Here is a 14,246-nt window from a genome sequence, read left to right as displayed (position 1 = left end):
CGAACCTCGCTCGGTATGCGCATACCACACCGACGCAGAGACCGTGAAGCAACGCGTTGATTCTTTACGAGCCCTAAGTGGTCGGCGCCGTAAGTCCTTCGGGGGTTGACTTCGGGCCCGGTGTTGTACGTGGTGGTGTCTGGTCAGATGTCGGGGGCAGCGAGGTGCGGCACCCAGCTTGTTGGTTGCCACAATTGCTCACTTTTGAGAACGCATCTCGGTGCTGAGCGGTCTCGTGGGCAAGGCCCTCGGCGTTGGCCAGTCTGGCTGGCCAGACTCCTCGCGAGCTGTTCGCGGTTCAGCGTTCGAGCGGAAGCAGGGCTCCGGCTCGCTTCACCGTGCGGATGACGGGGGCCGTCTCCATCGTGTGGATCGCGTCCAACGAGGCGATCCGCTCGGTCAGGTACCGCGCAAGGTCGAGGGAGCTGCGCCAGTTGACGGCTGCGAGCAGATTGGTCGGCCCCGTGGTCTGCGCTACGAGTGACACTTCCGGATGCTGGGCCATGGCGGAGGCCACGGCGGTGAGCCGCGAGGGTCGCACGGACATCCACAGGCGGGCTTCGGTGCCGAAGCCGAGTACCGCTGGCGGGATGTCAACGAGGAAGATCAGCATGCCGGCTTGACGCAGGGTGGTGAGCCGTCGTCGCACGGTCGATTCGGACCATCCGGTTGCGGCGGCGAGTTCGGTGTGGCTCACCCGTCCGTCCTGTGACAGGAGGTCGAAGAGCGGGCGGTCCGCAGGCCCCAGGGAGATGTCGCTGTCGTCTGTGGGCGGCGGGGTGAGCAGCGCGCTCTGTTCTGAGGTGAGGCGGGCAGGGCCGGCCCAGTTGTTGGGCAGGGCGTAGTTGCCGAGCAGCAGGTGGGCGGAGACGGAGGTGATGCGGCTGGTTCTGGGGAGTTTGTGCAGTAGCAGTGCTTCGCTCTCGTCGGCGGTGGGTGTTTGGACGCTGCACGAGATCTCGGTGCCGCCGGAGAGCAGGTAGACGTAGGAGGTGTCGGGGCGGGCGGCGAGGGCTTTGGCGATGTCGATTGCTGCGTCCGGGGTGCACTGCAGCCGGATGGTCCAGGCGTTGTAGCCGAGGCGAGCGCCGTTGAGGGCCCCGACCACACGGAGAATGCCGGCGGTGCGCAGGCGGCGGTATCGGCGGGCAACGGTGTTCTCGGAGATTCCGAGGACTTCACCGATGAGGCGGAGCGGGGCCCGGCCGTCGATCTGCAGGGCATGCACCAGTCTCTGACCGACGTCATCCAGGAGGTGAAGGCCGTGTAGGTGGTCCCGGCTATCTCGGCGTCCGAGATCCAGCACTGCCCCTCCTCGTCCCACACGGCCCTGGGGTACTTGACACGCCGGCCTGACCGTCTACCAGGTCCTCGACGTTCTTCAGGACCTGTTGAGGTGCTGGACCGGCACCTGTACCACCTGCGGCCGCCCCCTCACCGCAAGCAGTACCAGAGCCAGAACCTAACGAAGCACTACTAGTGTCCTGCGCCAGTAGTGGTTCGTTAGATGTTGTGTGACTTCTGCTGCTGGTGCGTCAGTCCCTCGTCGGGGTCCGAAGGTGGAGCCGTTGCTTTTGGCCGAGGACGAGCGTGTGGTGCTGGTGCGGTGGACACGCCGGGCGAAGACGGCCCAGGCGCTCGCTCTGCGGGCGCGGATCGTCTTGGCGTGCGCCGGCCCGCATGTGCCGCCGATCGTGGAGGTGGCCCGGAACTTAGGACTTGTCCGCCCGATCATGTGACTGTTCCACACTAGGGCCGTTGCCATGAGCATGGGGCGTGGTGATCTGACAGATGCCGAGTGGGAACGACTGCGGCCGTTCCTGCCGGTCAGTAATGGTCGTTGTGGTCGGTGGCGGGATCACCGGCAGGTGATCGACGGGATTCTGCACCGGGTGCGGACCGGGGTGCAGTGGCGTGACCTGCCCGAGCGGTTCGGGCCGTGGAAGACCGTGTATGAACGCCACCGACTGTGGTCGGCCGATGGGACTTGGGAACGTCTGCTCCAGCAGGTCCAAGCCGCAGCCGACGCCGCGGGCGAGATCGACTGGGATGTCTCGGTGGACTCCACCATCGTGCAGGCTCACCAGCACGCGGCCGGTGCTCGTACGGCCCCGCCGCCTGTGCCCGCATCCAAGGGGGCCCAGGCAGTAGAACACCAGGGCGAAACGGCGGGGCAGAGCCTGCCCGCCCGGTTGGTGGAGGTGGTGCTGGAGGTGAGGGCCTGGGTCGCTCGCGAGGCGGGTTCACCAGCAAGCTGCACCTGAGCGCGGACGGCCGCTGCCGCCCCCTGTCGCTGGTCGTCACGGGCGGGCAGCGGGCAGACTGCACCCAGTTCAAGCGGGTCCTGGACAAGATCCGCGTCCCCAGGACCGGTCCCGGAAGGCCGCGTAAGAAGCCCGGCAGTCTGGCCGCCGACAAGGCATACAGCAACGGGCCTTGCCGCCAGTACCTGCGGCGGCGGGGTATCCGGCACACGATCCCGGAGAAGAGCGACAGCCAGGCTGTCCGCCTGCGCAAAGGCTCACGTGGCGGCCGGCCACCCGGCTTCGACGAGGACCGCTATAAGAAACGCAACACCGTCGAGCGTGCGATCAACCGCTTGAAGCAGTCCCGGGCGGTCGCCACTCGCTATGACAAGCGCGGCTACGTTTTCCTCGGCACCGTCACCGCAGCCGCTCTTGTCATCTGGCTCCGAACATGACCACTCGAACAAGTCCTAGGCTTTACCCGTGTTCGACCAAGATCCTTTCACTGTCTGCTATCCCGCCCTTCTGCCGTGGGCGCAGCCTTCCCAGCGGGACGATCTTCACCTTGCCATGCGGACCGCCGTGGAACGCTCGCTTGTGGTGCTGTGGGGCCACATAGACCCGGAGAAGCCGGCTACTGACGCTGACGTCCACGCGATCGTCGCTGCCTCTGACGCGTACGTCCAGGGCTGGTTCGACGCTGTGATCCGCCCGGCTGCCCTCTACCCCCCGAACAACTGGGGATGGCCTTCCTCGCTGGGGGCGTGGCTGGATGCCTCCAAGAGCCACGGCCGAGGCAAGGCCTTACGTCACACCATCGCCCAGAACCTCGACTTCTTCGCCAGGTTCCCTTTCTGGGGGACGCTGGAACTGGTCGAACACGCCGAGCACGCCGCCCGAACGACGACGGGGACTCCCCGGCAGCGAGCTGCCGATGCCACTGCTGAGGCCCTGCGGTGGGCGTGGGCCCGTCACGCCGACAGACTCGGCTGGGACGACGCCGAGTGGTACGAGTACGTGGAGGTGCACGAGCTGATCGGCTGGACGACGGCTGCGCTGCAACTTCCCGGGGTGAGGCCGTCCCAGGCTGCCGACCGGGTGGAAGAGATCGCCGGACAGAAGTGGGAGGACTGGTCACCGTGGACGTCGGATGAACTACCGGCACCGTTCATTGCCCAGGCGGCGCAAGCTGTGGCGGACTGTGTGACGGCAGGCGCGGCTCCGTCTTCACCGCCCTGGTCATCTGGCTCCGAACATGATCGGGCGGACAAGTCCTAGCCGATCGAGAAGGTGGCGCCGGGGGCGGCGTAGTCGACGAAACCTCCGAACCGCGCCGAGGCACGCGCCACCGCTTGCTGCGGCGTGAGGAAGCGGCCGACGTGCGTGACGATGAGTCGGCCCGCCCCGGCCGTGCTGGCTGTGTCACCCGTGTCCTCGGGCGTGTGGTGCACCTGTTCGCCCTCGACCGGTGCCTGTGCGCTCTCGGCTTCGCACAACAGCACGTCGCATCCCTCGGCCAGCTCCGTGAGGCTCGGGCACGGTGCCGTGTCCCCGGAGTACACCAGTGATCTGCCTGCCGCCTCGATACGCACGGCGAAAGCCGGAATGCCGTGCGACACCGCACGGCTGGTCAGCCGGAGCGAGCCAATGGCCGCCTGGTGCCCGTCGTGCAACTCGGCAACGGCGAAGGCGGATTCAATCGGGCTGCGGGCTGGAGGGTTGGTGAGAAAGCCAGCCAGCCGGTCGGCGATTCCAGGCGGACCGTAGAGAGGGATAGGCTCTGCGAGGTGGATGTCCGCGTACAGGGCTCCGTAGTACGCGGTGAGCAGGTCCGCGCTGTGATCGGCGTGCAAATGCGAGATCCAGATCGCATCGAGCTCGTCCAGCCGCACATGCTGCTGGAGTGGGCCGAGCGTCCCGCTGCCCGCGTCCACCCAGATACGGGTGTCCCCACTCGACACCAAATAGCCGGAACAAGGATTGTGCACGCTCGGGTAGGGCGTTGCGCAGCCCAGGACCGTGAGGCGAAGAAGCTCGTCACTCATCCCAAGATCTTAGAACACACGATCGACAAGTCTTGACGATTACTCGTCCACCGAACCGTGCCTGCTCACCACGACGCGGCTGGGATGCATCTGGACGAGGGAATGAGGGCAAATCCGGTCCGTCAAAGGTGCCGACAGCGGCGCTTGAAGCTGGTCTGACGGCTCCCTGGACTGCGCTGAGGTGCAGCCGGGCAAAGATCACTCCAACACAGGCCGGAATCCTGTCTTCACCTGTCGTGGATCTGTCAACATCCCTAACGGGCCGCCCAGTCCGGTCCAATCAGACTCACAGGGGGATTCCTTCACATGTCCGTACGTGCTCGTGTGCACGCCGCTCTCGCCGCAGTCGGTCTCACCGCAGCTCTCGTGACCATTCCCACCGCGGCCGCCAGCGCCGACTCCTGTCCGACCCCGATCGGGCTCAACGGCAGCAACATCGTCCTGCGGGTGAACACCGGCTTTGGGCAGCACAGCGATACAACCATCGGGAATCTGTACCTCGGCTACTTCGGCGGCACCTGTCGCCAGACGTACGCCGAGATCCGCTGGAACGGCTCCCCGGATCCCGCCAGCGGCACCATCTACATCAACGACCCGTTCAACACCGCAGTCGGCAAGGTCAACTTCAACGTCCCGGCCGGCTACACGGGAACCAGCACGTCCGGACTCATCTCCATCGACCACGACCCCTGGAACACCGCCTATCCCTACCCCAAGTCGTTCCAGGCAGCCGCCGTGATCAACATCGACAACAACTACTGCGTGACGACGATCGCGACTGCAGCGCATCAGTACTCAACCGGCGGGATCTCCGGCAGCAGCGACACGACCTGCACCACTCACTTGTAATTCCCCAGGACAGTCGGCCCTGGCGCTTCTGCCCGGCCTAGACACATTCACCGTCGCGCTGACCGCGGTCGGTGCCGAACCGGGCCGCACCCGTCGGCCGCCACTGACCGCGATCATCCTCGTGACCGGCGTCGTCCTGCTGACGGCGCTGTCCTGTCCGTCCTGACACCAGCCCAGCGACACAGCGCCACGTTGGCCCGGCGGCGCAGTGCCGGGTACCTCAGCCCCACAGCTTGCGGGTGAACTTCTTCGCCCACTCCACCCGCTCGTGGTGCGGGCCATGAGGCGTGCACGGGGAGTTCGGGCCGGCCTGGCACTTCGGGCAGGTGACCTCCGTCGCATGCCAGGTCCGCGCCGCCGAGCCCGCTGTCTCCTGCGGTTCCCGCTCTGCCCTGCGCGGCCGAGGAGGCCGGGCTTTTGCCGGGGCAGGCTGCGGGGCCTGGTGCTGGCGTTTGTCGCGGGCGCCCGTCTGTTTCTCGCGTGGGCCAATGCGGTCGTCGCTCTCCAGGACGCGGCGCAGGCGTTCGTCGTGGGGAAGCTGACGCTTCTCGCTGGGGCCGACGCGATCGTCGTTGTCGCACAGGTTGCCAGGTCCGGCGTGGCATCGCGGGCACACCGCTCGGTACCAGTCGCCGCGTGGCACCCGGTGGTGCAGCCGGGCCGCAGTCTTCTTCCCCGCCTTCTGCGCCTGGCCCTCCCAACCGACCTTCGGCCTCCGCTCCTGGAGGGGATGTGCGGGGCTGACCCCACGCTCGCACGCCTCCGGGGCCGGTTGCATCGGCCCGGCAGGGGCCCCGACCTGATGCCCAGCCTCCTTTTGCTGCCGGGCCGTCTTTTGCGCGGCTTTCCGCTCGTCCACGATCAGCTGCAGCCGCTCCACGTGGCCATCCTTGCGCGGCTTCCCACTGCTGGGCCCCTCGACCAGCACACAGTCCTTGCCTTGCTCCGCGTTGCAGCGCGGACAGCTCCGCTGGATCCAGTACCGCCGCGCCACGTGCAGCTGCTCCTGCGGCCCCAGCGCCACCCGCTTCCTCCAGACCTCCACACGCCGCGCTTCACCACCCTTCAGCAGCTCTCCGGCCGACGCCGCGGACCGCAGGAGCTCCTCCACCAGAGGGCGCAGACCGGACGTGTACGCGTCGCACCCGCGAAGACGATTCAGGGCGCTGCGGACGCGAGCTGCAGCCCTTCGTGCTTCCCTTTCAGTGTCAGCCTCCGCTTCGACCGCGTCCCGCGTGAGGTCGTCCAGGCTCTCGAAGTACTTGACTGCCCGCTCGTAGACGGCGGACTCGACGTCCGTGCGGTCCCCCGCTGCCGTCGCGTTGACGCGAATCAGAAGCCTGCGCACCCGCCCAGGCCTCTGCTCAGCCACCGCCCTCTTCAAATTGTCGAACAGCTTGCGGCGCTCCACGTCCTGCTCGACCAGCCAAATCCCCGCGTGACGAACCGCAGCCTCAAGCTGCTCCCGGAACTCCCCCTCCACACCGGCCAGATCCTCGATCTCCCCGCACACCTGCTTCACCAAAGGCACGGACTCGATCCGCCGCGCATACACAAGCCGACGCAGCAGCGCTTGGCCGCGCGCCGTCGGCTCCGGCACCTTCCTCGTCTTACCGGGCGACCACAACGATGGACACGGCGCGCTACGGGCCTGAACGATCTTCTCGACCGCCGGCGTCGACAACCCGCGCTCCGTCAACTCGCACTCGTCCAGTGCGAACCATTCGATCGGCCTGGCGAACGCCTCGGTCCCGATCCTCACGTGGCGCGCGGTGCCCACGCTGTCCAGGCGGATCCGATGTACGTACCAGCGGCGGATCAGTGTGTCGCGGTCGACCGGCACCGTCGTTCCGAGGACCGGCTCCACACCGTCGTCCCACACGGGTGCCACCGCCTGGTCCAGGTGCACTCGAAGGGCACCGTGTTGCCAGCGGACGTCGACGACGGAGCCGAGCGGTACCCCATTGGGGCGGGTGTACTCGAAGGTGGCATGTTCTCCGCGGTCGGTGAGCCAGGCCGCGGCCGCCGCCTTCACGTACAGGTGGTCCGCACTGTTCACGCCGCGGGCACGGCCGCACACGTGCGGCAGTCCGTCCGGATCTGCGTGATGGGCGAAGTGACAGACCCGATCCGTGTAAAGCTTCGTGGTCAGCTGGCCGCCGCAGCCGCCGAGCAGGGTCCCGCACCAGAAGGTGTCGCTCTCGTAGCGGTGACGGAAGGCGTCCAGCTCGATTGCCTCCATCGGCAGCATCAGCGGCTCTTCCGAGTCCGCGCTGCCCAGTACCGCCGTCTGGATCCGTCGTTTGTCAGCCTGCACAAACTCCCCCATCCCGTCCTGCCAACTCAGCGTGTCATCAGTGGAGTTCAGCAGCTAGATCGCCTTTCGGCTCTGCTCATGCCGTACGCCCCAGCTGCGATGCGTCCGCTGATCGCGCCGTCTGCGGCTTGCCCCTGCCGGGCAGCACGCTCGGCCCGGGCCCGGAACACCGCCTGGGCGTGGGTTGCGGCGGCTTCACGGCGACGCTGGGCGCGGGTCTGCTCGATCAGAGCCAGCGCATCGCCCGGAACAACGTCGGGCTCAGGGAACGCGCGGCGGGACAGCTCCCGCATCGCGGCGGTCTGCCGCTCCACCGCCTCCGCGATAGCCGGGTCTACCCGGTGCGGCGGTGCTGCCTCCTGGCGCGCCGTGAGCGCGCGGCGGTAGCCGTCCGAGGCGGTCTCCCGGGTGCGCACCGGCCCGGCGGGCACAGCCGCGGGCACCGGATCGGACTCGGTCGGCTCGGGCATCGACACCGTGCCGGCGGCGAGGATCCGCAGGGCGCGGACGACGGTGCGGCCGGCCGACGTGTTGGCGGCCGCGATGACGCGGGTCTGCTCCAGCCGGGTCTTCGTCGCCCAGGCCGCCGACTCCGGGCACACGGTGAACTGTCCGGTGTCGGCGTCGTAGCCGATCGCGGCGACGTGTCCGGCCAGCTCCGGGGCGATGGCCGACCCCCGCTCGCGCAGCGAGGCGCCGGCGGCCGGGAGCTCCCAGGCCCGCTCGGCCACCAGCGCGCAGATCGCGGTCCCCAGGCCCATCGGCTCGCGCCCGTTCCGGCGCACCGCACGGACGGGCCGCGGCTTCGACTTCGCCTTCTGCCCGCCGCCGTTCTGGCGGGCCTGCTCCAGCGCCGCCCGCAGTGCGACCCGGGCCAGGTCCACGCCGGATGTCTCGCTGCCGCTCATGCCTGCCCCACGGGATGTAGCCGAGGTTCAGGTGCCCGAGGTCGGCCACCTGCTGCACCTGGTCCACCAGCCGCCCGGTGAACAGCCTCCTGGCCGACGGTTCGCCGTACCGGTCAATGTGGTCGAACACCAGCTGCGGGTCCTTCATCGCGCGCACCCGCCAGTCGCGGACCTGGTCGCGGGTCAGGTCCGCGAGGACGAGCTCCTGCTCCTGGTCAGCATCGTCGACGGCCGGGACGGGCGCGGTGACCGGACGCGGCGCGGGCACCACGACCGGCACGACCGGTGCGACAGGCGCGGCCTCCACGGCGGGTACCTGCGCGGCCGCGGCTTCGGCGCGGGCCTTCGCCGCCGCCTTCCGGGCGCGGACCTGCTCCCACTCGGCCTCGCGGGCCCACGCCCCGGCTAGCCGCTGCTGGTCACCGGAACCGCCATGGGCGCCGCTGGCCTGTTCATGCTCGCGGCGCTGCACCCGGGCTCGACCTGGCTCGGCGGGGTCCTGCCTGCTGAGATCGTGATGAGCATCGGCTTGGGCATGGTCTTCGTCCCGATCTCCACCGTCGCGCTGCACGGCGTCGCACCGCACGACGCGGGCGTGGCCAGCGCCGTGCTCAACGCCACCCAGCAGGTCGGCGGGGCACTGGGAACCGCGCTGCTCAACACGCTCTACGTCGCAGCGTTCAGCAGCTACCTGGCCGCCCACCATCCCGTCACCGCCGCCGTGCAGGACGGCGCCTACCTCCACGGGTACCGCATCGCGTTCATAGCAGGCGGCAGCCTCCTCGCCCTCGCCCTGATCGTCCTGCTCGCCTTGATCAACACCAAGCGCACCAGCCCGCAAGACGCTTCGTAAGACGACGGCCGACCAGTCCGGCGAACGGCCCGCTCTTGCCACTTCCGCAATCTCAATTGCCGATTTGGGAAGCCCGATGCAGGCTCGTGCGTACGCGCGGGCCGTTGCGGACCACCGGCACCTTGATCCCGTTCGATTCACCGCAAGGGAAGAGACCATGACCACGCAGAGCTCTGGCAGCAGCACGCAGTACATCCAGGAGTGGCGCGACTGGCGCGCGGGCTGGGAGCAGTTCCTGACGCAGCCCCACGGCTGGCTGACCGCCGCATCCATCAACTGGGTCGAGGAGGACCCGCACCACTTCCCCGGCCAGCCGGGGAAGTGGTGGCAGGAAGGCACCAAGCTGTACGTCGATCCGCAGGGGCAGACGATGTCCTACGACGGCGAGTCGTTCACCGATGTCCGGGGCTTCGATCTCAGCGACGCCCCGGACGACACCCGGATCATCGCCGGCGACCTGCAGATCGGAGTCACCTACCGGGACCAGTACCTGCTGGTGAACTACGACCCGCAGGCTCCGGAGCGCACCGAGTTCCGCGGCGTGCCGACCTTCGAGCCGGACCCCGGCTGGGTCCTGAAAGGCCGACTCGATCGCCACGCCGCACCGACGCCGGTCGACTTCGACACGGTGGGCACCGACAAGTACACCTACACCTCGCCAGGCGTCATCACGTTCACCCACGCCGGGCGTGAGCACACGCTGACGCCCACCAGTTCGCCCTACGGCATGGTCGTGGTCTTCACCGACGCGACCAGCGGTGTCACCACCTACGGCGCCTGCCGTTCCCTCTCGGTTCCCGAACCCGATCAGGACGGCACCGTCGTGCTGGACTTCAACCGGGCACTCAACCTGCCCTGCGCGTTCAGCGGTATGCCCGTCTGCCCTGTCGCTCCCGCAGAGAACCGGCTGCCGTTCGCCGTCGAGGCCGGCGAGAAGACCCCTCACAGCCAGCAGCACTGACATCCCATCACTGGGAGTGGACGGCCTGGAGCCCAGCCCCGAATCCTCGGGAACTGGGCTCCGGGCGCTGCCGCTGGCAGCCGGATCGCTGGCGCCGGCGGCTCGATGCGGTCGTTATGGCACCGGGCCACCACCGCCTCGGCCAGGCGGTCCCGGGGCAACTCCACCAGGGGCACCCACCCCAACCAACGATTGCCGCGCACCGTGATTCTCATAAATGGTCCTTTGCGCGAGCAAGATCAACAGCAGGCCACCGAAGCTTCGCCGGACCCGGATTCGTTCGTTCTCCAAAGCTGCGCCATCTTGAAGTAGCTGGTCAGGGGGCTGGTGTGACGTTGTTTCGGGGCGCTCGTGCTGGTCGTGGGCGGCAGTCTGCGATGTAGATCGTCTGGCGGGGCGGTCTTGCGGATTTTCCCCCCGTCGTCGCGGGTGCCGCTCCTACGCTCCGGCGCATGAGGACCCCGAGGTGCTGGAGCGGATCGCCGCGCGACGTGCGGAGCTGGATGGGCTCGAAGAACAGCTGGCCAAGCAGTTGGCGGAAGTGCGGGCCGAGCGGGACGAGCTCGCCGTGGCCGAGCGGGTACTGCAACGGATGAGCGAGCAGATCGCCGATGAGCGGGCGGAGGCCGGGTCGCCGGTCGTTCAAGTGGCGGGTCGGGCGGTGCGGCTGATCCCGGACCGCGCGCGGGGGGTGGCCGAGTCCACGTTGCCGGCGGAGTACCAGCGCATCCTGACCGCGGTGCGGCAAGCCGCCGGTCCGGTCGCAACCCGCCAGATCGGCGAGGTGCTGGGCTTGGACGCCGGGGTGCGGGGCAAGCTGGAACCGCTGCGCGGGAAGCTGAGGAAGCTGGCCGAGCGCGGCTGGCTGCACAAACGGCCCGACGGGAAGTTCACCGCCCGTCCGTGACCGGGACCGCACAGCGGCCGGCAGCGTAACTGCGGCGCCCCCGGCGGCTGTTGGGATTGTGTGACGAAAACCAACGATCATGCCGGGGACACCGTGTCACTGGTCTACCAGTGCCGACTGCCGCTGTCCACGCACACCGTCAACCATCTCGCCGACCTGCTGCGACGGCATCTGAAGGCGATACGGTCCCGGTGGCGGGTGCTGCCACCGGGGAAGATCGCGGTGATCGTCCTGGCCGTGCTGAGGCACGACCAGCGCCTGGCCGACATGGCCGGCGGCAACGACGTCTCCGCCACCACCATCCGGCGCTGGCGCGACGAGCTGATCGCCCTGCTGGCCGCCCGGGCGCCGCGGCTGGACCGCACCCTGAAGAAGATTGCCAAACGGGGCGGTGAGGTCGTCCTGATCGACGGAACCCTCATCCCCACCCAGCGCCGCACCGGCAAGGCGAACCGACCGAACTACTCGGGGCATCAAACACCACCGCCACGGCCTGCACATCCTTGCCCTCACTGACGACAAGGGCCGCCTGATCTGGATCTCCGCCGCCCGCCGCGACCACATCCTCGCCCACCTGCGCACCGCCGGCCTCGGCGCCCTGACCGACCTCGGATTTCTCGGCCTGGACGACGAACCGGACGACCCGGCTTCAAAGCGACCCGCGCCCGCAAGCTCACCCCCGCAGAGAAGGAGGCCAACCGGGTCCTCGCCGCCGGACGCGCCCCGTCGAACGCGGCTTTGCCCACCTGAAGAACTGGAGGATCCTCACCAAGCTCCGCACTGACCCCGCCCGCGCCATCCACCTATTTCGCGCGCTGCTCGTACTGACGAACATCGAGGCCACTACAGGAAATTTATCTCCACCGCAGGCAGCCCACGACCAGCACAAGCACCCCGGAACGGCGTCACCGGGCCGGGATCGGCTGAGTGAGGTTCACCGGGTTGCCGTCGGGGTCCTGGATGTGGGCGACGCGCTGTCCCCACGGCATGTTGTTGGGGCCGCTGCGGACCGAGCCGCCCAGCGCCTCCACCCGGCCGAGCCTTTCGTCGACGTCGTCGACACCGATGCTGAGCAGGATCCGCGACGCCGCCCCGGTTCCCGGGTCCGCCTTGGCCACCAGCCCGAGGTCGGTGTCGCCAATGCGCAAGCCGAGATAGAAGACCGGGCCTTCCGCCGGTACCCGGAAGATCTCCTCAGCGCCGAACAATTTCGTATAAAAGCGGAGCAGAACGTCGTGGTCGGCAGTCACGATCACTGGCTGGATAGTGGACATGGCACTCCTGTCGAGAACGGTCGTGTCGCTGGATAGACCGTTCGAGGACGGTGAACTCATCGGCAAGACCACCCCGCCGGACGATCTACAACACAGACTGCCGCCCACGACCAGCACGAGCACCCCGAAACGAGGACACGCCACCCCGCTGACCAGCCACTTCAAGATGGCGGAGCTTCTCAGAACCCGTTCTCACTCAAAAGCGCCCTGTCCCTGATGGCCGGCTTCTTCGGCTCCGCGCACCGGGACTTCGTCGCCGTGCTGCTGACCGTGATGGTCACGACCGTCGGCATCGCTGGCCTGAGCAACAGTCAAGACTTGTGGATTCCGGAACAGGGCGAGCCTCCCGTCGCAGCACGGTGCCCAACTTGCCGAACTGACGCGGGCTGAGACCGGTGAACGGGATTATCCAGGTCCAGGTCGGCTCTGACGTCACAGGCAGCCGCGGCGTGCCGCGCCGATCCGCTTCGTCCGGCGACCTACTCGCCGACCGCTCCGTCGATTGCCTCGCGCAGCAGGTCCGCGTGGCCGTTGTGACGTGCATACTCCTCGATCATGTGCGTAAAGACGTAGCGCAGCGAGATGATCTCTCCTCGGAACTCCACCGTGTCATCAAGGGACTTGAAGGCACATGCGACGGCACGGGATCCCTCGCATGCTTCACGCCAGAACGTGAACGCCTCGTCCACGTCGGCGTCGTCGACGTGGAACTCGCCGAAGACGCCATCGACCGAGGGCCACAGGGCCACACCCTGTTCCCCACTCAGCACCATGCGGAACCAACTGCGCTCGACCTCGGCCGCATGCCTGACAAGGCCGAGCAGGGTCAGGCCCGAAGTCGGCACCGCCTTTGCCTTCAGCTGTTCAGCGGTCAGCCCCCGGCACTTCATGGCCAAGGTGGCGCGCTGATAGTCCAGGAACGAGGTCAGCGACACACGGTCGTCGGCCACCTTGGAGGGTGCCATGCGTTGGTCATCACTCATCCAGCGATCACGACAAGGGATGGGTCCACCAGGCCACCTCAGTCCGGACAGCGGACAGGACACGAGGCACCGGAGGTGCTATAGCCATAGAGGGACAGCCCTTCAGCGGGATAGTGCCGCAAGTGGCACCACACGACCAAGCCAATCCATGACTCCCCCTCACCAATGTGCAGCGATCGGGACAGCCATCGCTCAGGAGGGGACCGACAAACGAGTGGTGAAACTGGGGGGTTACTGACGTGCTGCTGAGAGACGGCCGTCGAAGGTGATGTCGAAGGCGTTGAGTGCGGTCTTCCGACGCTCTGGCACGGCACCAGCCTCTTCACCCCGCGGGATGAAGAGGCTGACTGAAGGGGCGCGGGCGGTCGCGGACTGGGCGACCAGGAGCACGTGCATGCAGCTGGCGGCCCATGTAGAGGATCTCGTTGAGCGCGTCGACGGCCGGGGAGACCTTCGGGTCGCCGGACTCGCGGATCTTCTCCCAGTAGCGGGCCAGCTGCTTCATCGTCGCGTTGACCTCTTCGAAGAGGATCAGCGACCTGGGGCCGATGGCTTTCGGATCGGCATCGAAAAGGGGGACCTGACAGGCCCGAATCCTGTCGGCCGGGGCAAGTACGGCTCGAAGATCCACTTGATCACCGAGAGGACCGGTCTGCCCCTGTCCGCCGGAATCTCGGGGGCGAACCTGCACGACAGCCAGGCGCTGATCCCGCTGGTGAAGGGCATACCGCCGATCCGCTCACGGCGCGGACGCCGACGACGCAGGCCCGGAAAGCTCCACGCCGACAAGGGATACGACTACGACCACCTGCGGCGATGGTTACGCGGGCGGGGCATCACGCACCGTATCGCCCGCAAGGGCATCGAGTCCTCAACCCGCCTGGGTCGCCACCGTTGGACCAT

At 67.9% G+C, this 14,246-nt stretch carries 15 protein-coding genes and 2 pseudogenes; 10 read left to right on the top strand and 7 right to left on the bottom strand.

Annotated features, from left to right (window positions below; all coding sequences use genetic code 11):
- Positions 1–298 precede the first annotated feature (298 nt).
- Positions 299–1,252: an Lrp/AsnC family transcriptional regulator gene (locus BIV25_RS44590; RefSeq protein ID WP_071378323.1), complete on the bottom strand. Its 954-nt coding sequence runs from the start codon at positions 1,250–1,252 to the stop codon at positions 299–301.
- 316 nt (positions 1,253–1,568) lie between these two features.
- Between BIV25_RS44590 and BIV25_RS44585 the strand changes: the two genes are divergently transcribed.
- The 3 genes from BIV25_RS44585 (at position 1,569) to BIV25_RS44575 (ending at position 3,524) form a co-directional block, all read left to right on the top strand.
- The gene (locus tag BIV25_RS44585; RefSeq protein ID WP_177235649.1) at positions 1,569–1,739 is read left to right on the top strand and encodes a hypothetical protein; all 171 of its coding nucleotides are present in this window, start codon (positions 1,569–1,571) and stop codon (positions 1,737–1,739) included.
- Between the two features lie 30 nt (positions 1,740–1,769).
- Positions 1,770–2,701 (top strand): IS5 family transposase gene (locus tag BIV25_RS50070; protein WP_371273151.1). Its coding sequence is split into 2 segments (ribosomal slippage): positions 1,770–2,213 and positions 2,216–2,701, totalling 930 coding nucleotides; the frame shifts between segments, so codons are not numbered across the junction.
- 28 nt (positions 2,702–2,729) lie between these two features.
- Positions 2,730–3,524, top strand: coding sequence for a hypothetical protein (locus tag BIV25_RS44575; RefSeq protein WP_071378318.1), 795 nt, complete (start codon positions 2,730–2,732; stop codon positions 3,522–3,524).
- On the opposite strand, the gene BIV25_RS44570 is transcribed toward BIV25_RS44575, so the two are convergent.
- Positions 3,521–4,291: an MBL fold metallo-hydrolase gene (locus BIV25_RS44570; RefSeq protein ID WP_071378317.1), complete on the bottom strand. Its 771-nt coding sequence runs from the start codon at positions 4,289–4,291 to the stop codon at positions 3,521–3,523. The two genes, BIV25_RS44575 and BIV25_RS44570, sit on opposite strands and share 4 nt — an antisense overlap.
- A gap of 366 nt (positions 4,292–4,657) precedes the next feature.
- Here BIV25_RS44570 and BIV25_RS44565 point away from each other — a divergent pair, with 366 nt between their 5' ends.
- Positions 4,658–5,140 (top strand): hypothetical protein, encoded by a 483-nt coding sequence (locus BIV25_RS44565; protein WP_177235648.1) that lies wholly within the window; start codon positions 4,658–4,660, stop codon positions 5,138–5,140.
- Between the two features lie 220 nt (positions 5,141–5,360).
- On the opposite strand, the gene BIV25_RS44560 is transcribed toward BIV25_RS44565, so the two are convergent.
- On the bottom strand, positions 5,361–7,391 hold the full coding sequence (locus BIV25_RS44560; protein WP_256257196.1) for a hypothetical protein: 2,031 nt from the start codon (positions 7,389–7,391) through the stop codon (positions 5,361–5,363).
- A 113-nt stretch (positions 7,392–7,504) separates the two neighbouring features.
- Positions 7,505–8,365 (bottom strand): DciA family protein, encoded by an 861-nt coding sequence (locus BIV25_RS44555; RefSeq protein WP_071378314.1) that lies wholly within the window; start codon positions 8,363–8,365, stop codon positions 7,505–7,507.
- On the opposite strand from BIV25_RS44555, the gene BIV25_RS51865 reads away from it, so the two are divergent.
- The 5 genes from BIV25_RS51865 (at position 8,364) to BIV25_RS53905 (ending at position 11,602) form a co-directional block, all read left to right on the top strand.
- Positions 8,364–8,774, top strand: a complete 411-nt coding sequence (locus BIV25_RS51865) for a hypothetical protein (protein WP_177235647.1) — start codon at positions 8,364–8,366, stop codon at positions 8,772–8,774. The genes BIV25_RS44555 and BIV25_RS51865 overlap by 2 nt on opposite strands.
- A 24-nt stretch (positions 8,775–8,798) precedes the next feature.
- The gene (locus BIV25_RS44545) at positions 8,799–9,218 is read left to right on the top strand and encodes a hypothetical protein (protein WP_071378312.1); all 420 of its coding nucleotides are present in this window, start codon (positions 8,799–8,801) and stop codon (positions 9,216–9,218) included.
- A gap of 157 nt (positions 9,219–9,375) precedes the next feature.
- Positions 9,376–10,179, top strand: coding sequence for a DUF1684 domain-containing protein (locus BIV25_RS44540; protein ID WP_071378311.1), 804 nt, complete (start codon positions 9,376–9,378; stop codon positions 10,177–10,179).
- 466 nt (positions 10,180–10,645) lie between these two features.
- Positions 10,646–11,086: a hypothetical protein gene (locus tag BIV25_RS44535; protein ID WP_071378310.1), complete on the top strand. Its 441-nt coding sequence runs from the start codon at positions 10,646–10,648 to the stop codon at positions 11,084–11,086.
- 60 nt (positions 11,087–11,146) lie between these two features.
- Positions 11,147–11,602, top strand: a complete 456-nt coding sequence (locus BIV25_RS53905; protein ID WP_256257195.1) for a hypothetical protein — start codon at positions 11,147–11,149, stop codon at positions 11,600–11,602.
- A gap of 389 nt (positions 11,603–11,991) precedes the next feature.
- On the opposite strand, the gene BIV25_RS44525 is transcribed toward BIV25_RS53905, so the two are convergent.
- From BIV25_RS44525 to BIV25_RS44520, 3 genes and pseudogenes are all read right to left on the bottom strand, one after another.
- Positions 11,992–12,360 carry a VOC family protein gene (locus tag BIV25_RS44525; RefSeq protein ID WP_071378309.1) on the bottom strand — a complete coding sequence of 123 codons (369 nt, stop codon included), beginning with the start codon at positions 12,358–12,360 and terminating at the stop codon, positions 11,992–11,994.
- A 343-nt stretch (positions 12,361–12,703) separates the two neighbouring features.
- A pseudogene (locus BIV25_RS50060) lies at positions 12,704–12,802 on the bottom strand (IS5/IS1182 family transposase); the annotation flags it as partial.
- A 37-nt stretch (positions 12,803–12,839) separates the two neighbouring features.
- Positions 12,840–13,343: a DinB family protein gene (locus BIV25_RS44520; protein WP_071378308.1), complete on the bottom strand. Its 504-nt coding sequence runs from the start codon at positions 13,341–13,343 to the stop codon at positions 12,840–12,842.
- Between the two features lie 574 nt (positions 13,344–13,917).
- Between BIV25_RS44520 and BIV25_RS44510 the strand changes: the two are divergent.
- Positions 13,918–14,246: pseudogene (locus tag BIV25_RS44510) on the top strand (transposase); the annotation flags it as partial.

It is taken from the genome of Streptomyces sp. MUSC 14 (genome assembly GCF_001866675.1).
Lineage (GTDB): Bacteria > Actinomycetota > Actinomycetes > Streptomycetales > Streptomycetaceae > Streptomyces.
This window is presented reverse-complemented; position numbering and strand designations above follow the sequence as displayed.